Annotated in this window: 22 protein-coding genes and 1 pseudogene; 6 read left to right on the forward strand and 17 right to left on the reverse strand. The window is 65.3% G+C overall.

Annotated elements, in window-relative coordinates; translation table 11 throughout:
• The first annotated feature begins 115 nt into the window (after positions 1 to 115).
• Entirely contained in the window at positions 116 to 1027 is a 912-nt protein-coding gene (locus AC1RKI_RS13250; RefSeq protein WP_084003879.1) for a LysR substrate-binding domain-containing protein, read from the forward strand.
• Positions 1028 to 1035: 8 nt separating this feature from the next.
• Here the strand turns inward: AC1RKI_RS13250 and AC1RKI_RS13255 are convergent, their stop codons facing one another.
• From AC1RKI_RS13255 to AC1RKI_RS13300, 10 genes are all read right to left on the reverse strand, one after another.
• The gene (locus tag AC1RKI_RS13255) at positions 1036 to 2520 is read right to left on the reverse strand and encodes an N-acyl-D-amino-acid deacylase family protein (RefSeq protein WP_492795899.1); all 1485 of its coding nucleotides are present in this window, start codon (positions 2518 to 2520) and stop codon (positions 1036 to 1038) included.
• A gap of 22 nt (positions 2521 to 2542) precedes the next feature.
• A complete protein-coding gene (locus tag AC1RKI_RS13260) occupies positions 2543 to 3517 on the reverse strand; it encodes a Bug family tripartite tricarboxylate transporter substrate binding protein (protein ID WP_244788220.1) in 975 nt (324 codons plus the stop codon).
• Positions 3518 to 3682: 165 nt separating this feature from the next.
• Complete coding sequence (locus AC1RKI_RS13265; protein ID WP_150980244.1) at positions 3683 to 4144, reverse strand: nuclear transport factor 2 family protein; 462 nt, start codon at positions 4142 to 4144, stop codon at positions 3683 to 3685.
• Positions 4141 to 4929, reverse strand: coding sequence for an SDR family NAD(P)-dependent oxidoreductase (locus AC1RKI_RS13270; protein ID WP_061954514.1), 789 nt, complete (start codon positions 4927 to 4929; stop codon positions 4141 to 4143). The genes AC1RKI_RS13265 and AC1RKI_RS13270 overlap by 4 nt, the downstream gene beginning before the upstream one ends.
• A gap of 8 nt (positions 4930 to 4937) precedes the next feature.
• Complete coding sequence (locus tag AC1RKI_RS13275) at positions 4938 to 5450, reverse strand: DUF3833 domain-containing protein (RefSeq protein ID WP_492795648.1); 513 nt, start codon at positions 5448 to 5450, stop codon at positions 4938 to 4940.
• A 20-nt stretch (positions 5451 to 5470) separates the two neighbouring features.
• A complete protein-coding gene (locus AC1RKI_RS13280) occupies positions 5471 to 6766 on the reverse strand; it encodes an MFS transporter (protein ID WP_492795650.1) in 1296 nt (431 codons plus the stop codon).
• A complete protein-coding gene (locus tag AC1RKI_RS13285; RefSeq protein WP_150980248.1) occupies positions 6763 to 7320 on the reverse strand; it encodes a chalcone isomerase family protein in 558 nt (185 codons plus the stop codon). Before AC1RKI_RS13285 ends, AC1RKI_RS13280 begins: the two co-directional genes overlap by 4 nt.
• Before the next feature lies 1 nt (position 7321).
• Positions 7322 to 8479, reverse strand: a complete 1158-nt coding sequence (locus AC1RKI_RS13290; protein WP_492795900.1) for a class I SAM-dependent methyltransferase — start codon at positions 8477 to 8479, stop codon at positions 7322 to 7324.
• Between the two features lie 116 nt (positions 8480 to 8595).
• Positions 8596 to 9354: a DUF1365 domain-containing protein gene (locus AC1RKI_RS13295; RefSeq protein WP_492795652.1), complete on the reverse strand. Its 759-nt coding sequence runs from the start codon at positions 9352 to 9354 to the stop codon at positions 8596 to 8598.
• Complete coding sequence (locus tag AC1RKI_RS13300) at positions 9351 to 10613, reverse strand: NAD(P)/FAD-dependent oxidoreductase (RefSeq protein WP_492795654.1); 1263 nt, start codon at positions 10611 to 10613, stop codon at positions 9351 to 9353. The genes AC1RKI_RS13295 and AC1RKI_RS13300 overlap by 4 nt, the downstream gene beginning before the upstream one ends.
• Positions 10614 to 10754: 141 nt before the next feature.
• Here AC1RKI_RS13300 and AC1RKI_RS13305 point away from each other — a divergent pair, with 141 nt between their 5' ends.
• The gene (locus tag AC1RKI_RS13305) at positions 10755 to 11369 is read left to right on the forward strand and encodes a TetR/AcrR family transcriptional regulator (RefSeq protein WP_150980257.1); all 615 of its coding nucleotides are present in this window, start codon (positions 10755 to 10757) and stop codon (positions 11367 to 11369) included.
• A 56-nt stretch (positions 11370 to 11425) separates the two neighbouring features.
• Here AC1RKI_RS13305 and AC1RKI_RS13310 read toward each other — a convergent pair whose 3' ends face one another.
• From AC1RKI_RS13310 to AC1RKI_RS13325, 4 genes and pseudogenes are all read right to left on the reverse strand, one after another.
• Positions 11426 to 12565, reverse strand: a complete 1140-nt coding sequence (locus AC1RKI_RS13310; protein WP_170292587.1) for a 3-deoxy-7-phosphoheptulonate synthase — start codon at positions 12563 to 12565, stop codon at positions 11426 to 11428.
• A gap of 135 nt (positions 12566 to 12700) precedes the next feature.
• A pseudogene (locus AC1RKI_RS13315) lies at positions 12701 to 13168 on the reverse strand (NYN domain-containing protein); the annotation flags it as partial.
• 184 nt (positions 13169 to 13352) lie between these two features.
• Positions 13353 to 13859 carry a CinA family protein gene (locus AC1RKI_RS13320; RefSeq protein WP_061954530.1) on the reverse strand — a complete coding sequence of 169 codons (507 nt, stop codon included), beginning with the start codon at positions 13857 to 13859 and terminating at the stop codon, positions 13353 to 13355.
• A gap of 82 nt (positions 13860 to 13941) precedes the next feature.
• Positions 13942 to 14376: a diguanylate cyclase gene (locus AC1RKI_RS13325; protein WP_492795657.1), complete on the reverse strand. Its 435-nt coding sequence runs from the start codon at positions 14374 to 14376 to the stop codon at positions 13942 to 13944.
• Here AC1RKI_RS13325 and AC1RKI_RS13330 point away from each other — a divergent pair.
• Together AC1RKI_RS13330 and AC1RKI_RS13335 are read left to right on the forward strand one after the other, a co-directional pair.
• On the forward strand, positions 14375 to 14533 hold the full coding sequence (locus AC1RKI_RS13330) for a hypothetical protein (RefSeq protein WP_223506216.1): 159 nt from the start codon (positions 14375 to 14377) through the stop codon (positions 14531 to 14533). The two genes, AC1RKI_RS13325 and AC1RKI_RS13330, sit on opposite strands and share 2 nt — an antisense overlap.
• Before the next feature lie 165 nt (positions 14534 to 14698).
• Complete coding sequence (locus AC1RKI_RS13335; RefSeq protein ID WP_244788212.1) at positions 14699 to 15250, forward strand: BON domain-containing protein; 552 nt, start codon at positions 14699 to 14701, stop codon at positions 15248 to 15250.
• A 178-nt stretch (positions 15251 to 15428) separates the two neighbouring features.
• Here the strand turns inward: AC1RKI_RS13335 and AC1RKI_RS13340 are convergent, their stop codons facing one another.
• Together AC1RKI_RS13340 and AC1RKI_RS13345 are read right to left on the reverse strand one after the other, a co-directional pair.
• Complete coding sequence (locus AC1RKI_RS13340; RefSeq protein WP_061954536.1) at positions 15429 to 15863, reverse strand: hypothetical protein; 435 nt, start codon at positions 15861 to 15863, stop codon at positions 15429 to 15431.
• Between the two features lie 154 nt (positions 15864 to 16017).
• Positions 16018 to 17271 carry an Hsp70 family protein gene (locus AC1RKI_RS13345; RefSeq protein ID WP_492795660.1) on the reverse strand — a complete coding sequence of 418 codons (1254 nt, stop codon included), beginning with the start codon at positions 17269 to 17271 and terminating at the stop codon, positions 16018 to 16020.
• 266 nt (positions 17272 to 17537) lie between these two features.
• On the opposite strand from AC1RKI_RS13345, the gene AC1RKI_RS13350 reads away from it, so the two are divergent.
• Positions 17538 to 17666, forward strand: coding sequence for a hypothetical protein (locus tag AC1RKI_RS13350; protein WP_263289925.1), 129 nt, complete (start codon positions 17538 to 17540; stop codon positions 17664 to 17666).
• Positions 17667 to 17830: 164 nt separating this feature from the next.
• A complete protein-coding gene (gene panE / locus AC1RKI_RS13355; protein ID WP_492795662.1) occupies positions 17831 to 18754 on the forward strand; it encodes a 2-dehydropantoate 2-reductase in 924 nt (307 codons plus the stop codon).
• A 57-nt stretch (positions 18755 to 18811) separates the two neighbouring features.
• Here panE and AC1RKI_RS13360 read toward each other — a convergent pair whose 3' ends face one another.
• Positions 18812 to 20848 carry a putative bifunctional diguanylate cyclase/phosphodiesterase gene (locus tag AC1RKI_RS13360; RefSeq protein WP_492795664.1) on the reverse strand — a complete coding sequence of 679 codons (2037 nt, stop codon included), beginning with the start codon at positions 20846 to 20848 and terminating at the stop codon, positions 18812 to 18814.
• Positions 20849 to 20922 lie beyond the last annotated feature (74 nt).

Consider the following 20922-nt stretch of genomic DNA (forward strand, 5'->3'; position numbering starts at 1 on the left):
TTGCGAACATCTTGAGGGCGCCATGCCGCGCAGGCAATCAACGTTTCGTCATCGGTGCTTTCCTTGCCGGAATAAATGATCGACAATTTGCGCGTCCCTTCTTGCCCATATTCGTATGAAAAGCACCACCGGACGTCACCTTCCGGCGCTGGCGAACCTGCTGGCCCTTGAAGCCACGGCGCGCATCGGCAGTGTCACCGGAGCGTCGGGCGAGCTGTGCCTGACGCAAAGCGCCGTAAGCAAGCAGATCACGGAACTCGAGGAATTTCTCGGCGCGCGGCTGCTCAATCGTCGCAAGGGCGCAGTCGCGGCTACCGCAGTGGGCGAGGAGTATCTCAAAAGCGTGCGCAAGGCGTTGGCAATGCTCGAGGAAGCGACGCTGGAAGTCCAGTCCGGACGCGCCGCGGGCGGGCGCCTGAATCTTTCGGTGCCCGTGTCGCTCGGCAATATCTGGTTGCTGCCACGGCTGCTGCGCTTTGCGAAGGAACAGCCGCAGATCCAGCTGAACGTCACCACCAAGGTGGGTCCCGTCGATCTGGAAAGCGCCGCACTCGATGCCGCGATCATGTATTGCGCGGGCCCGCCGCCGCGTCATTTTGCGCTGAAGGTCATGCCGCTGGAACTCTATCCGGTCTGCAGCCCCGATCTATTGCCCGAAGGCGGCACGCTGGCACGGGCGATCCGGCGCATCCCGCTGTTGCACCAGATTGCCGCGCTGGAAGCGTGGCCCGCCTATCTGCAGCAGATGCGCATCAAGCTTGCGAACCCGGACGACGGTCCACGCTATGGACTGCTCACGATGGGGCTGCAGGCGGCAGTGGGGGGCATGGGTCTGGCGTTGCTGCCCGACTATGTGGCGGGCGACGACATCCGCGCCGGGCGATTGCTGCGTCTGGCCGCCAAGTCGTATGTCTCACCAAAGTCCTACTACTTCGTTTGTGCGGAAGAAAAGCTGGCAAACGCTGCCATGCAGTCGTTCATCGCATGGTTGCAGGAACAAGGCGCGGCGCCAACGCCGGCGCCTTGAGGGGGGCGTCACAGCGTTGAATCGGCTTGCCTGTCGGTCTTCACCAGCGTGGACGTGACGAAGCGGCCGGGACGGCTGCCGCCAATCGGCACGCCATCGCGCATGGTTGCTGCGCCCGCGACAAACACATGGCGCACGCCGACCGACGGTTGCTGCGGATCGTCGAACGTGGCGCGGTCCTGGATCGTCGCCGGGTCGAATATGGTGATGTCGGCAACGTGGCCGATCCGCAATTCGCCGCGACGCTCCAGACCGAAACGCTGCGCCGCCAGGCCGGTCATCTTGTGGACCGCGCGCTCCAGCGGAAACAGGCCCAGGTCACGCGCATAGTGCCCCAGCACGCGCGGAAACGTGCCCCACAGGCGCGGGTGTGGAGTTTCGTCCGAAGGAATGCCGTCGGACCCCACCATCGTGTCCGGATAGGCGAGGATATCGCGCACGTCGCCTTCGTCCATGATGAAATACACGGCGCCACCGGGCACCAGCATCTGCGCCGCCTCGTGGCGTGAGCGTCCCCATTCTGCGGCGATGTCTTCGAGATAACGGCCGGCGGCGTCCGGGTGGGTGGCCGACCATGTGATCAGGATTCGGTCGCATTGCATCACCCGTTCGGGTCGCAGCATCGTCGAGGAAGCCGCGTACGGGTAGCAGTCCAGGCATAGAGGCATGGTCCGCGCCAGATCCCGGATCTGCGCGAGCGTCTCGCGGCTGCGCCCATGATTGCGCTTGCCCACCAGCTTGTGGTGCGAAATCACCGTGGAGACGTTCAGCGCCTTGCCGATGCGGGCGGTTTCGTCGATCGAGTCGCGAATGTTGTCGCTCTCGTCGCGCATATGCGAGACGAGCACGCCGCCCAGACGTCGCATGGGCTCGCACATGCGCACGATCTCTTCCTCGGACGCCGCTGAGGAAGGCGGATAGAACGTGCCAGTCGACACGCCGATCGCGCCCTGCTGCAAGGCGGTTTCCACGTCCTGCCGCATGAGCTCGATCTCGTCATCGCTCGCGGCCGCGCCAAGCTGACCGACGTGCCGCGCGCGCAGCGTCGACTGCCCGATCAGCACCGCGACGTTGACGGCCGCCGGGTTGGCGGCAAAAGACTCGCGATACGCCCGCACCGACTCGAAACGATAGCCGCCGCGCATGATGTCGAGCGGCGCGGGAGGTATCGCATCCGTGACGAGCGGGAACAGGCTGATGCCGCAATTGCCGGCGATGATGGTCGTGACGCCTTGCGTCACCTTCGACAGCATCTCGGGAGACTGGAATACCATCCAGTCGTCATGTGTGTGGGTGTCGATGAAACCCGGCGCGACTGCCAGCCCGTTCGCATCGATCTCGGCGTCCGCGTACGCATCGCCAAGGTTGCCCAATGCGGCGATTTCGCCCTGACGCACCGCGATATCGGCGCGCCGTCGTGGCGCGCCCGTGCCGTCGATCAGCTCGCCATTGCGGATGATCAGGTCGTAGTGCTTTGACATTCCCATTGCCATTTCCGTTGCCATTCCCGTTCTCTCAGTCGACCTTCGCGCCGCTCTTGCGCACAAGTTCGCCAAACTTCACCGTCTCGGACGCAATCAGCGCCTGGAAATCACGCTGGCTGCCGCCTAGCGGATCGAACGACAACTTGTCGAGCTGCGCGCGAAATGCCGGGTCGCGCAGGATGGCGTTGACTTCGCGATTGAGACGGTCGACCACTTCGGTCGGCGTAGCCGGCGCGGCTACCAGACCTGCCCATGCGGTCAGTTCATAGCCGCTCAGGCCGGCCTCGGCCATGGTGGGCAGATCGGGAAAATGCGGCGAGCGCTTACTCGATGTCACGGCAAGCGCGCGCAGGCGATGCGAGGCCACATACGGACCGATCGAAGGGACGTTATCGAACATCAACTGCACGTTGTTGCCCACAAGGTCCTGCAAGGCCGGCGTGCTGCCCTTGTACGGGACATGCGTGATGTTCAGGTTGGCCATGACCTTGAACAGTTCGCCGCCCAGGTGGCTGGTCGTGCCGTTGCCGGCTGAGCCCATCGACAGCTTTCCGGGATTGGCGCGGGCGTAGGCCACCAGCTCTTGCACCGATTTGACCGGCAGCGACGGGTTGACGGCAAGGATGTTGAAGGTGGTCACCAGCCCGACGATCGGCAGCAGTTTGTCGGGGTCGTACGGCAACTTGCTGTACAGGAAGCGATTCGTGGAAAGCGTCGCGTTGTTCCCGTACGCGATGGTGTAGCCATCGGCCGGCGCCGCCATCAGCGCCTGCATGCCGATGTTGCCGCCGGCGCCCGGGCGGTTTTCCACCACCACGGTCTGGCCAAGGCGCCGCGACAGCGCATCGCCGAACAGCCGCGCCACGATGTCCGGCGCGCCGCCGGGCGCGGTGGGAACGATCAGCCGTACCGGCTTCTCTGGCCACGCCGCATGCGCGATACCCGCCCCCAGCGCGACGAGCCCGAACGTGGCACAGGTCAGGACTTTTCTTGCTAATTCCTTCATGTTTTGCTCCCCGTGTGGTGATATGACGGCTTCGAGTATCCGCGCCGAATCGCCCGGGGGCCTAATGAAGATTTGTCGCCGATAGTTTCCGCGTTGGAATACATCGGCGCCGTTTCCTTAGCCGATGCGGACGGTCATGTCTGCGCTGCCGATGCGAAGCGCGCGCTATCCCTGGGTCGCAAATCGTTTGGTGAGCCAGCGCACCGGAGCGCCGATTATCGGCAGCTGTCGCCACAGCGTCGCGGCGTCCCAGAAATCCTGATGATCGGAAACTCGGCCATGCGCATTGAAGTGCAGACGGCTGCAGCCAGGGACGTCGAATGCGCGCCCGCGCACCTTGCCTGTGAATGTCCAGGGGACATAGGCGTCGGCGCCGCTCGCCATCGGCGTGGCCATCGTAAAGCGCGGTGACTCCACCGTGTTGAACATGTGGACGAAGATCGCGTGAATTGCCGCGGTGCCCCGCACGTCATTGAAGGGATCGCGAAATCGCGCGTCCGGCGCGTAAAACTGCCCCAGCATTTCAAGAGACGCCGGTGTCAGTGTCTCGTACCAGGCAAGCAGTGCGCACAGGCTGTCCCGATGCGAGGGATCGGTCGGAGGCGGCAGGTCGGTTGCAGGGTTCATGATGTACGGGCCAGTCGTTGCAGCAAGCCGAGACTGATGCGGTAGGGTAGCAGGCTGACAAGACGAACCGCGCGCGTGAAGCGCAGCGGAAAGGCTATTTCAAAACTGCCCCGCGCGAATCCGGCCAGGATGTCCCGCGCCGCGATTTCCGGTGTGATCAACGCGGGCATCTTGAACGCGTTCAGTGCGGTCAGGCGAGATTTGACGAAGCCGGGATTGATCAGGTAGATGCCAAGCCCATGACCATGCAGTTCGGCGTACAGAACTTCCGCCAGATTGATCAGCGCGGCCTTTGTCGGGCCATATAGCGTGGCGTTCGGCAGTCCGATGTAGCCGGCGGCGCTTGCCACGATGGCCAGTCCGCCCGAGCGCTGCGACAGCATGGTGGGCAGGATCGCATCGAGCCCATAGTACACACCGCACAGATTCGTCTCGATCGTATGGTGGGCCTCTTCGGCGCTGACCTGCCAGGGCCGCAGGGGGCGGTATTCGGCCGCGCAGAACACGACCAGATCCACGCCTTGCCATGCCTGGCACAGCGCATGGTGGGTCGCTGTCCAGTCGCCTGGACGGTTCACGTCCATCGGCAATGCGACGCCGTTCGGATGGCCCGCGACCACCGCATGGAGGCCTTCGGGCCGGCGCGCCGACACGGCGACCCATGCCCCTTTGTCGAGCAAAGCCCTGGCGAGCGCCGCGCCGATGCCGCTGGACGCGCCGACCACCCACACGCGCTTATCGCGCCAGTCGCGCAAGCGCGGATTCAAATGCAGACCGAAGCCCATGAGGGATCCTATTGGGCCGGGCGACGAAAGGCGATCGTCACTTGTCCGACCTCGAAACCAAACTTTGTGACGCGCGCGCGATTGATCATCGTCTGCGGGTCGATGAGTACCATCATGTCGTCGAACTGGACTTCATACACGTCGTCGTCGACCGGCAAGCGCATCGTGTAATGCCAGCGCAGGACGTTGCCGGCCACCTGACCTGCCGCCGTGCCGACGATGTCGGGCGCGCTGCCCTGCCATGTGCCGTCGGCCTGCCGGCGGAGCGTCCAGGTGCGCTCTTGCGTCGTGCCGTCGCTGTAGTGGAAGGCCTCGTGCAAAACAAAACCGTCCTGCGTTGTCTGGCCGTTCAGAACCACATGGAATCGCTTGACGATCTCTCCGCTGCGTTTCTGGAACATGCCCCATGCCTCGGTCCTGCCCGCAAAGTACTGGGTGATGTCGAGCACCGGTTTTTCCTGTGCGTATCGGCTGATATCAGGTGTGGAGCATGCGGTGGCCAGCACGGTGGCGGCTGCCACGATCAGTGCAGCGAGCGGTCTCATGGAAAATTCTCCGTAACGGCGCGCGATGGCTCGCGCAATGCGGCCAGCGCGGCCAGCTTGAACAGGCAGGGCAAGCCCGCGTAGGCCAGCGCCAGCGCCAGCCCCGCGCCGCCGGTGGCGGGATTGCCGGGCTGATAGCCGAACCATGCCAGCGCCGGCAGCGACAGCGCCGAGATGGCGAGGCAAAGCTTGCCGATCAGCGTCCAGATGCCAAAGTAGGCGCCCGCGCCTTCGCCGTCCGGTATGCAGCGGGCGAGTAGAACCGGCGGCAATGCGAGATCGGCGCCCAGCGCCGCGCCGCATACGACGCAGACTGCCAGGAACGGCGCGACGTCGCCGGGCCCCAGCGTGGCTGCCCAGACGAACGCGGCGATGGCCAGCCCCATTGCCGCGCGCCACGCGGAGCGCGGGCCGATGCGTGCGGATATTCGCACCCAAAGTGGCAAGCCCAGCGCGGCAGCCAGGAAATACGCGGCCAGACTTGGCGCCACCCATTGCGCCGCGCCGAGCCGGTCCTCGATAAAGAACACGACCAGCGACGCCGGTATCGCGACGGACAGGCCATTCAGGAAATAGGGCGCCAGAATCATTCGGAACGACGCATTGGCGCGCACCGGTGTCCACAGGTTTGCAATGGCGTACGCAAAGCCGCCATGGCCAGAGCGGCCGTCCAGCGTGCGCGGCGCCATCCGCCAGGGCGGCGCAAAGCGCAGCAGGCACAGCGCACCGATCAGCAACATCGCGAACAGCCCGATAAACGGGACCATCGCGTGCTGTGGTGTCTGGTCGTCTGCGGCCAGCAGCCACGCGGCCGCGGCGCTGGCGATGAGCACCCCGATCACGCCAGCCCCTTCGCGCCAGGCCGCGGCACGGGTCAGCACGTCGCTGTCGCTTGCCAGCCGTGCACCCCAGGCCAGGTAGGCGACGTTGATAAAGCTGTGCGCGGCATAGATCGCGACCAGCGCCAGGGCAAACCACACGGCCAGCGCGACGCCTGCCACCGGCGGCATCCATAACGCGGCAAACGCGCCAACCAGGCACAACGCGGCGATCCACAGCGCCATCGACAGGCCGCGGCCACGCGCCAGCGTATCGGCCAGGCGGCCGAGCAGCGGGTCCTGTGCGGTATCGACAAGGCGCGTCAGGAACAGGATCAGCCCGGCCGTCGAAAGTGGCATGCCAAGACGCGCGGTGTAGTAGGCCGGCGCCTGGACGTAGATGGGCAGCGCCACCATGGCGAGCGGCAAGCCCATCGCGCCATAGGCGGCGAGTTGAGCGGTGCGCGCGGTCATCGCGCCAACCCCAGCAGTTTCTGACGCAAGCCTGGGTCCCGCGTGGCCGGGCCCAGCCAGATGGAAAAGAATGCGCGCGCCAGCGCTGGATCGTCGATCTGGCCGGTTGCGCGGTCATTGGCGTAGAAACGTGCGCCTTGATTCGGCAGGTAAACGCCGGTCAGCCGATCTCCCGCGCGCACGTCCACCATGACCCGCGACAGCGCATCGCGCCAGCGCTGGAGCGTGGCGTCAGAGAGCGAATGGCCCTGCATGCGCACGATTTCGTCGATGCTCGTGTCCACCAGGCGCTGCGCGCCGATGTCCCGCGCATAGACCAGACGCAGCGCCAGGGGCGCGTCGAGCACGCTCGCCGGATCGGCCGGCGCGGCAGACACGAGCGATGCCGATGGCTGTCCCATCCACAACTGCGCCTCATAAATGCGCATTCCCAGCCAGCGGTAGTCGCCCTGTCCGATCATCTGCGCATGCGGCAGCGCATCGCGCCACGCCTCGGCCGCTATGCCAGGCAATGTGGACAATCCGAGCAGCAGCGCCGCCAGTTGGCGTTTCATGCTAATTCTCGCGCGTCAGAAGAAACTGCATGACGTCGGTGCGGCCCGCATCGAACCCGGCTTCGCAGTAGCAGAGATAGAGCCGCCACATGCGCACGAAAGTCTCGTCGAAGCCGAGCGCGAGGACATCCTCGATATGCGCCTCGAAGCGTTGGCGCCAGCGCCGCAATGTTTCGGCATAGTCCCGGCCGAACGCCAGGACTGTCCGGCTCGAGAATCCTCCGCGCCGCGCCGCCTCGGCAAAGCGCGCTGGGCTGGGCAGCATGCCGCCGGGAAAGATGTACGCGCGGATAAAGTCGCCGCTTTGCCGATAGGCGTCGAAGCGCGCATTGTCGATCGTGATCGACTGGATCACGGCCTGTCCGCCTGGGCGCAGCCTGCGGTTGAGCTGATCGAAAAAACCCGGCCAGTACGCCTGGCCGACCGCTTCGAACATCTCGATGGACACGACGGCATCGTAGGTGCCCTGCAGATCGCGATAGTCGCGCAGTTCCAGCGTAATGCGATCGCTCAGGCCCGCCTGCGCAACGCGCGTCTGCGCCAGTGCAAGCTGCGCGGCGGAGATCGTCACGCCATGCACCTGCACGCCGCGCCGGGCCGCATGCAGGGCGAATCCACCCCAGCCGCAGCCGATTTCGAGCACGCGCATGCCCGGTTGCAGCGCAAGCGCATCGCAGATATGGGCGTACTTGGCTTCCTGCGCCACTTCGAGCGAAAGGTCGCTGCGGCCGCCGAACAGCGCGGCCGAATAGCTCCAGGTTTCGTCGAGCCATAGCGCATAGAACGGGTTGCCCAGATCGTAGTGCGCGTGGATATTGCGCCGGCTGCCCGCGCGCGTGTTGCGCCGGAGCAGATGCTGCAATTGCTGCCAGCGGCGTGCCAGCCAGGTGCCGGCGATGGTCCGGGACAGGGCCGATTCGTTGTCCAGCGCCACGCGCAGCACGGCCACCAGGTCGGGACTGTCGATCCAGCCGGCGCGATACGCATCGGCAAAACCGATATCGCCGGCGCGCAGGATCGCTTCGCACGCGCGCCAGTCGCGCAGCGTCAGCCTAGCCCCCGGCGCTTGATGCGGATCGCCGTATACCGTCTCTTGGCCGTCCGGCCGTAAGAGCACCAGATGGCCCACGTCCATGCGCTCGAGCGCGGCCAGGAACATTCGGACTGACAAGGATGTCCGGGACGGCAGCAGGGTAGGGGCAAATGGTTGGAGCAACGCACGCTGGTGGAAGGGCAGGCGGTTCATATGAGCAGGAAGTGCCGGGAAAAATGGGGTTAACCGACGGGCGGGGCCGACGGCGGATGCTTGCCATGAAACGGCACCGATCTCCACCACAGGCGCACCGCCTGCCAGTGGATGCGCACGATGACCGCAATAGCAGCCCACGGCTGCGCGGCCAGTACCGCCAGCATGCGGCGCAGGGTGAGCGGCCCCTTGCGCCCGCCGATCGAGGTGCGCAGCAACAGGCCGTCGTCGTCGTAATAATCGATGCCGACGTAGGCCGTTTCCTCGGTTTCGCGTATATGAAACGCGTAGTGACCCTGCACGGTGTTGAAGGGCGATACATGCAGCCGCTTGCGTGTGGCAAGCACGGTGTGCGTGTGGATCGGCCCCAGGTCAGGCGCGGTCACCAGATAGGCGTGGTGATCGCCAAAGGTGTTGTTGACCTCGGCCACCAGTGCGCGCAGTGCGCCTGCGCGGTCGTGGCAATACCAGAAGCTGACCGGATTGAAGACGTAGCCGAACAGACGCGGCGTGGTCTGCAGCCAGATCGGTCCGTCGTCGGGCAGGCCCGCCGCCGCCAGACGCGGGCGGACCCAGTCGCCAAGGCTGGATCCATCGCGCGGGCCATAGTCGCGCGTATGCAGGCTGACCAGCCTGATGCGGTCGACGCCGAACCACCAGCGCCGCAGGCTTGGCATCGCGTCGATATCGACGCGCACGCAGAACACCGGGTAGACAAAGCGATTGCGAGCGGGACGCAGGCGGTCGTGCATCACGCGGCAGCGCAGGAGCCAGGCAGTCGCTGTCATAGTCGCGCCCATGTCGGCAAGGCGCCGAAATCGCGCACCACGCGCAGCGCTGATTTCAATCCGTCCTCGTGAAAGCCATAACCGGTCCATGCGCCGGCGTACCAGGTGCGTCGCTCGCCCTGCAATGCCGGCAGGCGCTGCTGCGCCGCAATGGCCGCCAGGTCGAACAGAGGATGCGCGTAGTGGAAGCGCCGCAGCTCCGTGCCGGGCGCGGGATCGCGATAGGCGTTGAGCGTGACCACCACGGGCGTGCGGAACGGCAGCGGCTGCAACTGGTTGAGCAGATAGCTGACGCATACGGCGCGCTGTGCGTCGCCATGGCGGCGGCCCAGGTAGTTCCAAGCGGACCATACGCGTGTGCGGCGCGGCAGCAGCGTGGCGTCGGTATGCAGGATCGCCACGTTGGGGGCATAGCGCACGCTGCCCAGCACAGCGCGTTCGGCCGGCGATGCGTCGGCAAGCATCCACAAGGTGTCTGGCGCGTGCGTGGCAAAGACGATCGCATCGAAGCGCGCAGTGCCCTCGTCGGTCATGACAGAAACGCCGTCCTCGTCGCGGCGTACGGCGCGCACTGCCACGCCCAGACGGATGTCGTCGAGCCGCGCGGCGATGCGCTGCACGTAACTGCGCGCGCCGCCATCCACGGTGCGCCATTGCGGGCGATTGCGCACCTGCAGCAGCGCATGATTGAGGCAGAAGCGCAGAAACGTTGCCGCCGGAAAATGCAGCACGTCAGCCGTCGCGCATGACCAGATCGCGGCCGCCATCGGCAGCAGGTAGTGCTGGCGAAACGGCTGCCCATACTGGCCGGCGGTGAGCAGATCGCCAAGCGAGCAACCGCTGCGCTCGGCAAGCGCCAGATGGCTTTGCGCAGCGCCGTTGAATCGCAGGATGTCGCGCAGCATGCCAAGGAAAGTTGGCGAGAACGCATTGGCGCGCTGCGCAAACACGGTGTTCATATTGCTGCCTGCCCATTCGAGCCGCCCTTCGTCCAGCGACACCGCAAAGGACATGTCGCTGGCATGCGAGCGCACGCCCAGCGCTTCGAACATCGCCACCAGATTCGGGTAGGTGCGGTCGTTGAACACCAGAAAGCCCGTGTCGACGGGACAGGTGTGGCCGTCGAGCGTGACATCCACGGTATTGGAGTGGCCGCCGAGATAATCGCCGGCCTCGAACACTGTGACGGCGTGATCGCGACCAAGCAGCCATGCCGTGGCTAGCCCCGAGATCCCGGCGCCCACCACGGCAATGCGCATTCCCTTCTGAGTGACCGAACAAGCGCCCACGCTGCACCTTTCTGGTTTTTTTAGCAGTTATTGATGCGTTTTCGAGCTGGGGTGCTACCATACCCCTACTGTCTCGGAAAGAAGGTTACTGCATAGTAACGAAATTTACAAATGGGTATTTTGGGTAAGCTCAGCTTCAAGGACCAGACCTTCCGGTTGCGTGAGGACGCGATCCTCGACGCCGCCACGCGCATTCTGGCGGGCAAGGGGTTCGACCTGATGACCATGGACGACGTGGCCGGCGAGGTGGGTATTTCGAAACCCATCCTCTACAAGCATTTCAAGTCCAAGGACGATCTGGTGGGCGCCGCCATGATCCGGCTGATCGACGGCGCGCTGGAGTTTCTGGAACGCTTGCCGTCGGAAGACACGGCGCTTGGCCGCCTGCGGGCGCTGCTGGCATGGGCGCTGCATGTGCGCCTGGAAGGTGGCTTGCCGTTCCTGCCGTCGACCAGCCCGAACGTGCGCGACATGCTCACACGCAACGTGCGCTACGTGACGCGCGTGCTGAAGCTCAACGGCGTCCTCACGAAGCTGGTGGGCGAGGCAAAGAAGGCGGGCGACCTGGACCGCACCTTGCCCGACGACGTGATCCTCTTTTCCTATTACTCGCGCACCTGCGATCCGGCTGTCGAATACCTGCGTCTGTACGCCAAGCTCGACGACGAGCAGATCGTCAAGCATATGCTCGACGTCTGCTTCAACGGTATTTCGGCGAAGGGTTAGCGATCGGCCGGACGTGCGCGAGGTGTCATCTCGATGCTCATTGGCGTGGGTACGCGCTAGGCGCCCCGCGCGGCGCGTCGGGAGCGCACGGCATTGGCCAGCGTTTCCAGCACGGCAACCGAATCATCCCAGCCGATGCACGCGTCGGTGATGCTCTGGCCGTACGCAAGCTTCGCGGGATCGTGCTCGCCCGGCGTGAACTTCTGCGCGCCGGGCACCAGATGGCTTTCGACCATCACGCCAAAGATCGACGCGCTGCCGCTTGCCACCTGCTGCGCCACTGCGTCGGCCACGTCGATCTGCTTCTGATGCTGCTTGCTGCTGTTGGCGTGACTGCAATCGACCATCAGCGCACGGCCCAGCCCGGCGGCTTCAAGTTCCTTGCAGGCAGCCGCCACCGATTGCGCGTCGTAGTTGGGCGTCTTGCCGCCGCGCAAAATCACGTGGCAGTCGGGGTTGCCCTGGGTATGCACCGTCGCCACTTGTCCGTTCTTGTGCACGCCGAGGAAATGGTGCGGGCGCGACGCCGCCTGGATCGCATCGATGGCGATCTTGATATTGCCGTCGGTGCCGTTCTTGAATCCGATTGGCGCGGAAATGCCCGAGGCCAGTTCACGATGCACCTGGCTTTCCGTCGTGCGCGCGCCGATGGCGCCCCAGCAAATCAGGTCGCCGATGTACTGCGGTGAAATCACGTCGAGGAATTCGCCGGCCGCCGGCAGTCCCAGTCGATTGATATCGAGCAGCAGGCTGCGCGCGATGCGCAGGCCTTCGTCGATGCGATAGCTTTCGTCGAGGTACGGATCGTTGATCAGCCCCTTCCAGCCCACCGTGGTGCGCGGCTTTTCAAAGTACACGCGCATTACGATCTCGAGCGAATCCGCAAAGCGTTCGCGCTGTGCCATCAGCCGCCGCGCGTAATCGAGCGCGGCCTGCGGGTCGTGGATCGAGCATGGGCCCATGATCACGAGTAGCCGGTCGTCGTTGCCGTGCAGAATGCGCGCGATGTGCTGGCGCGTCTGCGTGACCAGCGCCTCGACCGGCGTGCCGCGGATCGGAAAGAAACGGATCAGATGCTCGGGCGGCGGCAGCGGAATGATGTCTTCCACATGGGCGTCGTCTGTCACGCTGGTGCGGTCCGGCGGCGTTTGCGAGCCTTGTGCTGCGACGGCCGATGATTGCTGTGGACTGGTCATGCGGAGCTCCTGGGATTCTGAAAGTGATGCGCGGCGCGGTGCGGCGGTAATGGCTGCGGGCAGCGCGCGTGGGGGTTCGGCTTGACTGGCGGGTTCGCCATTGGCGCGCTGCGCCAGGCTGTCGTAATAGTGGAAGGCGTGGCAGCTTCGTGCCCAATGGCGGTTGGTGTTCTTGCGCGTGCCGATGCCGATCAGCGTGCGGCCAGCGGCGCGGATCCTTTGCGCCACCGGCATGAAGTCGCTGTCGCCGCCGATGATGACCACGGTGCCGATATGAGCGAAGCGCGAGATATCATCCGCCGCATCGAGACACAGCCGGATATCGGCGCCGTTCTTGGCCGACGCGCCGGGCGGGAACAACTGGACAAGATCCACGGCGTTCTGCAGCAGCGCATCGCGATACCGGCCGAAAAACTGCCAGTTGCCGTAGGCGCGGTGGATGGCGATGTCGCCCAGCGATGCGCACAGGTCCACCAGCGACTGCACGTCGATCAGCGGTTCCTGCGGCTTGAAGCGGTTGTCGGGCTTGGCATAGGCGCCTTCGCCATGCTTGCCCTCGAGCAAGCCGGCGTGCAGGTTCTCGAAGTCCCAGTAAATCGCCACGGAGCGCCGCGCGCCGTTTTCGTCGTTCAAATCCGTTCTCCCGCATCCTGAATCCGCGGCATCTTACCGCCAATTCAACGATGGGACGGTGCGAACGGCCAGTATCGCGCAGGGTGCCGGCGCTCGACGTTGGCGCTTGATGTCGACGATCGCCGGCGCGCGGCGTGGATTCGAGCGCGACGGGTTACCCGTGCTGCGCGCGCGCCAGGGTCAGATAGTGCGGAATCCGCGTCAGCGCCCATTCGGCGGCGGCATCGCGGATCGTGTTGCGGTCGCCGCCAAATCGCCGGGTTTCGGCAAACTCCACCGGTTGTCCCGCGCGGCTCGCCGCACGGAAGATCCACGCAAAACACTGCGTGCCCACCGGCGTGCCGTCGTCCGCGCCATCGTCGGCAACGCCGGTATTGGCCACCGCGAGATCGGCGCCAGACATCGCCAGCACGCCGCGCGCCATGGCTAGCGATACCGCTTCGCTGGTCAGCCCGTGGCGGTCGATCAGATCCTGGCTCACGTCCAGAACGCCGGTCTTTGCCTCGGGCGCATAGGTCACCACGGCCAGCCGCAGGCAACTGCCGCAGCCCGGCACCTCGGCCAGTTTGGCAGCGATCAGGCCGGCCGTGCAGGATTCGGCGGTGGCCACCACCAGGCCATGCCGCAGCAGGAAATGCGCTACGTGTTGTACGTCGTCCATGGCGAGTTGTTTTTGACGGGTAGGCGGGACGTCGGCATGGTGCGCGGCGGGCGACGCAATGGAACCACCATCAGCGCCACCATCATTCCCCGGGCACGCGTCGCGGCCGATACGCACGCGCGCACCGCACCAGTTCTTCCGCATACGGCGTTGCGACAAACAGCGCGATCGTCACAAGCAGTCCGGTCAGATAAGCCGCGGGCAGCGGATCGGTCTTTCGTCGCAGCGAGAAATCGGCCACCGCCTCGCCGTGGCCAAACAAGGCGAGGAATTGATCCCAATAAGCCGCTGCCAGCAGTGCGATGGCGGCAATCGGCAAGACTTCGAGCAGGCTGTGCATGTGCTGCTCGACGGGGCGGATGTCGCGGCGCGCGCTAGCGTATTGCACGTCGATCCATGCGGTGACCGCATGCACCACGGCACCCGCAATCATCACCGCAAACAGCGCGGCGTTGATTTCCAGAAACAACGCTAGCAGCACGGGCACGCCTACCTCGGCCATCATCAGGCTGTGCATGATCGATTCCAAAACGCCGGCATTGCTTTCGATGCGCGTGCGCTTATGGCAGAGCCAGTCGCCCAGCCCGGCGCAAATCCATAGCGGCACGAGTCCGTACATCAAGATCGCTCTGACCGGGCTGTCCACCGTTGCCAACTCCTCGATAGCCGATTGAAGACGCTTCAGGCGCTGTCGTAGCGCTGCAAACTGGAAGCAACCGACGTGAAGCAATCGACGTGCCATTTTGGCGATGGGCGAACCGTGTCGCGCCAGCGCGGCGGCACGGTTTTTGCGCAGCCATTGCGTCGCCGGGGCTCACCCTCAATAGCAGGAGTGCAATATGTTCAACTTCTTTCGCAGGCATCGCGACCGACAAACGCCGGATCCCTCAACGCGCACCGACGAGGGCCAGCCGCCCACATGGCGCGCGCTGGAAGAGCGCGATCAGGCCCAACGGCCCGACGAGCCCGGCTTCGGCGGGGCGGGATACTTCGGCAGCAGCGACGGCGGCGGCCAGTCGTTCAACAGCGCACAGCGCGTCTATCCTGGCGACCCCGGCTATCGCGACCATCCCACGCGCCCCGTTACGTCGCCACGAATCGGCGCGCATCCCACGGGACCGAAGAACTTCCAGCGTGACGACCACCGCATCCACGCCGATGTCTGCGACCGTCTGGCCATGGACGACGCGGTCGATGTCAGCGAGGTCACGGTCGACGTAGAGCAGGGGCTGGTGAAACTGGAGGGATCGGTGGCGGACCGCTACCAAAAGTATCGTATCGAGGAAATTGCCGCGGCGGTGTTTGGCGTTTGCGACGTGGAGAACCACATCCGGGTGGGACGCGAGCGGGGCGAACTCGATATCTCGGAACGCACCCTCAATCTGAGTTAAAGCGTCAGTTAAAGCGGCGGGTTTGCCGCAGCGCAGCGACGGCGCGCCAACGCGTCCGCGCTGCAATTCCTGCACGCGACGCACGGCAATTTATGCAAGCGATGTGCTACGCGCGAGGCTGATATCAGGGGCATGCGTGGCGGTTGATGTGCCGCCACGCGATGCGCGTCGCCTTCCCTCAGGCGCCGTCGAGGAACGGATTGCGTCGGCCCAGGCGAGACCCCAGCGCATCGGGCGGCAGGCTCATGCTGGCCGCGTCCACGGCGACAGCGGGATTTGCAGCGACGGTAGGATCGCCAGGCGCGCCCGGCGCCATCGCGGGCGACGTGCTCGATGGCGGCACACCGCGCTGCACGCCCTGCATCGAACCCTGCGCATAGGGATTGGGTGCCGCGGGCGCCTGTGCCTGCATGGTCGATGCGGCGTCAGGCTGCATCTGTGCTGGCGTTGCGGCGGTGCCCGGCATGTCCGCGGTGGATGGCATCGTTTGCGCGCTCGGCATCGGCTGTGCCTGCTGGACCGGCTGTGCAGGCTGGTACTGCTGCGCCAGCAACGGGTACGACGCGATCATCGCGCCAGCCATCAACAGGGATTTCGCCAGATGTTGCTTCATTCGTGGACCTCCTGAAAACGAGAGTGACCACTGTAGCGGCGAAGCCCCTGACATTCTGTTCGATTGTGCAACTGGACTTAACCGTGCTTGATGTCGCGCGCCGCACACGGTATTACGCGCGACGCCATGCGCGCGCCGGCCATCTTCAACGTCGTCAGCCGAACTTGCGCGCGGCGTCCAGTGCCAGTCCCGAGCCGATGCCGCCGAACAGGTCGCCCTCCACGCGGCGCGCGCCTGGCAGCAAGCGCGCCAGTTGCTCGCGCAGCAGGGGGACGCTGCTGGAGCCGCCGGTAAACAGGATCGTGTCGACCGCATCGGCCTTCACGCCGGCCGTGACGAGCATGCCCTGCACGGTGGTGGCAGTCTTGTCGACGAGCTTGGCAATCGATGCATCGAAATCGTCGCGCGTGATGGTCAGCGTAGTGTCGGGCGCGATGCGCGCCAGATCCACCACTGTTTGCGTGTCCTCGGACAGCGCGATCTTTGCTGCTTCCACCTGGATGGCGAGCCAGTGGCCCGCGCGCTCGCGGATCAGCCGGATCAGGCGATCGAGCTTTTCCGTGTCCGCGGCATCGCGATAGTTGTCCATCACGATCGACCACGCCTTGCGCGTGTAGACCAGGTTGATCGTGTGCCAGCTTGCCAGATCGAAATACTGGCCGGACGGCATCGCCTTGCCATTGCGCAACTGACTGTTCAGGCCGAGCATCGGCATCACGCTGGCCAGACTCAGCGCGCGATCGAAATCGGTCCCGCCGATATGCACGCCGCCGTTGGCCAGGATGTCTTCGCGGCGGTCCAGTTTGCGCGCCCGTTCGGGCGACAGCCGGACCAGCGAAAAGTCCGAGGTGCCGCCGCCGATATCGGCCACCAGCACCAGTTCCTCGCCGCCGATGCCCGCCTCGTAATCGAACGCCGCGGCAATCGGCTCGAACTGGAACGCGATCTCGCGAAAGCCCGCATCGCGCGCGATGTCGGCCAGCGTGTCCTCGGCCAGTTGATCGGCGGTGGCGTCCTCGTCAATGAAATGCACGGGGCGGCCCAGCACGGCCGAGGTGAACTCGCGCCCGGCGGCGCGTTCGGCGCGGCCCTTCAATTCGCCGACAAAGTGCGCCAACAGCTTGCGGAACGGCATGGCCTGGCCCATCACCTCGGTGCTGTCGTCCATCATCGACGTGCCCAGCAGGCTTTTGAGCGATCGCATCATGCGGCCTTCATAGCCGGCGAGATAGTCCGCCAGCGCCGCGCGGCCATAGCTGACCAGCGGATCTTCGGCGTGAAAGAAGATCACGGACGGCAGCGTGGCCTTGCCGTCCTCGAGCGGCAGCAGGGACGGCGCGTTGGGACGAATCCAGCCGACAGTGGAATTGGACGTGCCGAAATCGACGCCGCAAGCGTTTGAGATCATGAAATTCAGGGAGTCAGAGGCAGCAGGAGCGGGACATGCGCGGGCCGGGGGCGTCGCGCGCGGGGCGATATTGTAGGGGTTTTTGCCGTGCAGGGCAGAACGCGCGTGCGGGCGCCGTCCGACGCAGCATCCGCAATCACCCCATGCGGGTTTGTGCCAACTGGCCGTCACGTCGGCATTGCAGTCTACTGAAGCCAACAGGTAGCAGTGTGACCGGGGATGCGCGGCAACCTCGGGCGTTTGGAAAACCGACTGGAGACAATACCATGGTGACCAAGCAGGACGATGCACTCATTTTCCGAAACCTGATTGCCCTGGCGACGCTGGAAGCGCTGGGCAGCGCCATCGCACTAGGGCTGGCGTTCAATCTGCTCTCGTTCAATCTGCTCAGATGACGCACACGGGGGCCGTCGCCGGCCTCCACTCGCCGTTTATCCGTCGTTCCGGCTTTCCGCCGCGCGGCGTCGATGGCTGCGTCGGCAAGCTTTTCGTCCGCCCACTACAATGGCGCATCGCCCGACATCGATGTCGGGTCTGACCTGAAACCTGGGAGTCAGCGATGCGTATTCTGGTGGTCGGAGCGGGCGCCATTGGCGGCTATTTTGGTGCACGGCTGTTGCAGGCCGGGCGCGATGTCACGTTTCTGGTCAGGCCGCGGCGCGCCGCGCAACTGGCCGAACACGGCCTGCGCATCATGAGCCCGCACGGCGATCTCCATATCGCCCAGCCGCCCAGCGTGATTTCGTCCGATATCGCGCAGCCCTATAACGTGGTGTTGTTGAGCTGCAAGGCATACGACCTGGACAGCGCGATGGATGGCATCGCTCCCGCGATGGGTCCCGACACGGTCATCGTGCCGATGCTCAACGGCATGCAGCATCTGGACAAGCTCGATGCGCGCTTCGGTGCGCAGCGCGTGATGGGCGGGCGCTGCATGATCTCATCGACGCTGGACGAACACGGCACCATCCTGCATTTGTCGGCATTCCACGTGCTGTCGTTCGGCGAGCGCCCAAGCGGCAACAGCGACCGCGCGCAGGCGCTGGCCGAACTGTTCGGCAATGCCGGCTTCGACGTGCAGCGCAGCGACGCGATGCTGCAGGACATGTGGGAAAAGTGGGTGTTTCTGGCCACGCTGGCATCGTCCACGTGCCTGATGCGCGCACCGATCGGGGACATTTTGTCGGCGCCGCGCGGCCGCGAAACCATTGCCGCGCTGCTGGACGAATGCTCGGCGATTGCGGCGGCCAATGGCTATGCGGTGCGCACGCCGGCACTGGAACAGGCGCGGACAACGCTGTTCGCAGAGAAGTCGCCGCTGATGGCGTCGATGCTGCGCGATGTCGAGCGCGGCGCGCCAATCGAATCCGACCAGATCGTGGGCGATCTGCTGGCACGGCGCCGCCAGACCGCCACGCCCACGCTGGAGATGGCGTTCACGCATCTCAAGGCCTACGAGGCGCGACGCGCGCGCGAACACTGATCCCGGCCGGCGTCGGTCCGGCAGGTCGATCGCATCGGGTCGATCAAATCCTGTCGATTACGCCGGCTGCGCCGCAGCGGGTTGCGCACGCCGCGCCTGCAACCACGACGGCAGTTCGGCTTCCGGCATCGGGCGCGCCAGCAGATAGCCCTGCATGGCATGGCAGCCGATGGCGATCAGCGCCTGACGGTCGGCTTCATGCTCCACGCCTTCGGCGACCACCTCGAAGCCGAACGAGCGGCCCAGACTGAGCACTGCGCGCATCAGGTCCTGGTTGCGCGTCGAGCTGCCGATGTCGGTGATGAAGCTGCGATCCACCTTCACGCACGCCGCGCCCAGTTGCCGCAGCGCACCCAGCCCGGAATAGCCGACGCCGAAGTCGTCCAGCGCGATCGATACGCCGGCGCGCGCGAGGTTGGCGAGCTTGCCCCGCACCGCGTCGACGTCGAGCGCCACTTCCTCGGTAATCTCCACGGTCAGCAGATCCGGATCGATCTGGTATTCGGCCAGCGTCGACAGCAACAGGCGATCGATGTCCACCTGCGCCATTTCGCGCGGCGACAGGTTGATGGCAATCGGAATCCGCTGCGAGCCGTGCGCATGGATGGTCTTCGACAGCCGGCATATCCTGGCCAGCGTGGCGCGCAGCAGCGCCTCGGACAGCCCCGACGCGGCCGCCACCGACACCAGGTCCGGCGGCGGTACCCAGCCGTGCCGCGCATGCTTCCAGCGGACCAGCGCTTCCAGGCTGCGCACGGTGACACCGCCCGCGCCGAAGATCGGCTGAAACCACACTTCGAGCATGCCGTCGGCCAGTGCGCGTGGCAGATCGCGTTCGATGTCGCGATGCATCTGCAGGCGCCGGTGCAGGTTCTCGTCGAAGATGTAGAAGCTGTTGCGGCCATTGCGCTTGGCCGCGTATAGCGCGGCGTCGGCAAACAGCAGCATGTCGTCGAGGCTGATGTCGTGGTCGCGGCAGATGCCGATGCTGACGCCGACCGGGCAGTATTCGTAGCCGTCCAGTGGCTCGCGTACCGCGGCAATCAGGCGGCCGGCCAGTGTGGCGGCACAGTCCGACGTATCGGCGGGATCGAACAGGATCATGAATTCGTCGCCGCCCATGCGGCCGACCATCTTGTTGGGGCCGGCCACCGCGGCCAGGCGTCGCGCCACTTCGCGCAGCACGCCGTCGCCGGCCTTGTGGCCGAACGCATCGTTGATGACCTTGAAGCCGTCCAGGTCCAGCAGCAACAGGCAATGGCGCCCGCTGGTGCCGCCCACGAAGCGCTTGTTGGCGCGATCGAAGAAGCCGCTGCGGCTAAGCAGGCCGGTCAGCGGATCCTGGCTGGCCAGCGTCCACATTTCGTCGGCGCGATTGACCGCATCGTCATGGGCAATGCGCAGCGAATTCTGGATCGCGGTGGCTTCGTTCTTCAGGCGGATCGAATACTCGATCTGTTTTTCACTTTCGAGCGTGCACCGCACCAGCGCAGCCAGATAGAGCAAGGTCGTGCCGGCCAGCCAGAGCCGGTCGAAATCGCCGAGCAGCAGCAGGCAGGCGGCCGCGGACAGCAGCGGCGGCGTGATGAAGCACAGCGGGATGCGCGCATAGGCAAAGCCGTGCGTCACCGCGCCGGCCGTGATGCCGCACACCACGGTCAGGTAGAAAAGCGTCTGCGGCGTCGTATAGCCGTCGCACAGCAGCGGAATCGACGCCCAGGTGAGCCCCGAGAGCAGCGCCAGCACGCAATGCCAGCGCAGATGGCGCGTCACGGTGGCGGCGAGCGCCTGCGGCACGGTGCCCGGCCACGACGCCGTGGGCGGCAGCGGCGCCATGCACAGCCGCAGCCGCAATACATTCCACAGTAGCGAGCAGGCAAACCAGGCGCCGGCCATTGCGCCGCGCCCGCTGTGCCACGCCACGACCAGCACGGCGATGCCCAGCGCGATGTTGATCGGAATCGACAGGCGCACGGTGCGCCGTACCGCCAGCAACTGATCGTGCCGTAACGGCCCGGCCAGCGCGGCGTCGATGACCGCCGCGCCATGGCCCCCGGATACCGGAGCCAGCGCCGAATTACTGTCTGTTTTCATGCATGCATACCCCTCGCCAATGGACCGCACGCGGTGTCCCGAGCCGCGCTGCAAGGCCACAGACGACTTCCTGC

The sequence above is a fragment of the Cupriavidus sp. GW822-FHT06G04 genome (assembly GCF_058799075.1).

Coding starts and splice junctions, on each gene's coding strand:
- AC1RKI_RS13280 (WP_492795650.1), bottom strand. CDS start 6,766: ATGACCGCGCGCACCGCTCAACTCGCCGCCTATGGCGCGATGGGCTTG.
- AC1RKI_RS13260 (WP_244788220.1), bottom strand. CDS start 3,517: ATGAAGGAATTAGCAAGAAAAGTCCTGACCTGTGCCACGTTCGGGCTC.
- AC1RKI_RS13325 (WP_492795657.1), bottom strand. CDS start 14,376: ATGCACAGCCTGATGATGGCCGAGGTAGGCGTGCCCGTGCTGCTAGCG.
- AC1RKI_RS13335 (WP_244788212.1), top strand. CDS start 14,699: ATGTTCAACTTCTTTCGCAGGCATCGCGACCGACAAACGCCGGATCCC.
- AC1RKI_RS13340 (WP_061954536.1), bottom strand. CDS start 15,863: ATGAAGCAACATCTGGCGAAATCCCTGTTGATGGCTGGCGCGATGATC.
- AC1RKI_RS13250 (WP_084003879.1), top strand. CDS start 116: ATGAAAAGCACCACCGGACGTCACCTTCCGGCGCTGGCGAACCTGCTG.
- AC1RKI_RS13345 (WP_492795660.1), bottom strand. CDS start 17,271: ATGATCTCAAACGCTTGCGGCGTCGATTTCGGCACGTCCAATTCCACT.
- AC1RKI_RS13350 (WP_263289925.1), top strand. CDS start 17,538: ATGGTGACCAAGCAGGACGATGCACTCATTTTCCGAAACCTGATTGCC.
- AC1RKI_RS13360 (WP_492795664.1), bottom strand. CDS start 20,848: ATGAAAACAGACAGTAATTCGGCGCTGGCTCCGGTATCCGGGGGCCAT.
- AC1RKI_RS13300 (WP_492795654.1), bottom strand. CDS start 10,613: ATGCGCATTGCCGTGGTGGGCGCCGGGATCTCGGGGCTAGCCACGGCA.
- AC1RKI_RS13310 (WP_170292587.1), bottom strand. CDS start 12,565: ATGACCAGTCCACAGCAATCATCGGCCGTCGCAGCACAAGGCTCGCAA.
- AC1RKI_RS13305 (WP_150980257.1), top strand. CDS start 10,755: ATGGGTATTTTGGGTAAGCTCAGCTTCAAGGACCAGACCTTCCGGTTG.
- AC1RKI_RS13295 (WP_492795652.1), bottom strand. CDS start 9,354: ATGACAGCGACTGCCTGGCTCCTGCGCTGCCGCGTGATGCACGACCGC.
- AC1RKI_RS13290 (WP_492795900.1), bottom strand. CDS start 8,479: ATGTTCCTGGCCGCGCTCGAGCGCATGGACGTGGGCCATCTGGTGCTC.
- AC1RKI_RS13285 (WP_150980248.1), bottom strand. CDS start 7,320: ATGAAACGCCAACTGGCGGCGCTGCTGCTCGGATTGTCCACATTGCCT.
- panE (WP_492795662.1), top strand. CDS start 17,831: ATGCGTATTCTGGTGGTCGGAGCGGGCGCCATTGGCGGCTATTTTGGT.
- AC1RKI_RS13330 (WP_223506216.1), top strand. CDS start 14,375: ATGATCGATTCCAAAACGCCGGCATTGCTTTCGATGCGCGTGCGCTTA.
- AC1RKI_RS13255 (WP_492795899.1), bottom strand. CDS start 2,520: ATGGCAATGGGAATGTCAAAGCACTACGACCTGATCATCCGCAATGGC.
- AC1RKI_RS13270 (WP_061954514.1), bottom strand. CDS start 4,929: ATGGGCTTCGGTCTGCATTTGAATCCGCGCTTGCGCGACTGGCGCGAT.
- AC1RKI_RS13265 (WP_150980244.1), bottom strand. CDS start 4,144: ATGAACCCTGCAACCGACCTGCCGCCTCCGACCGATCCCTCGCATCGG.
- AC1RKI_RS13320 (WP_061954530.1), bottom strand. CDS start 13,859: ATGGACGACGTACAACACGTAGCGCATTTCCTGCTGCGGCATGGCCTG.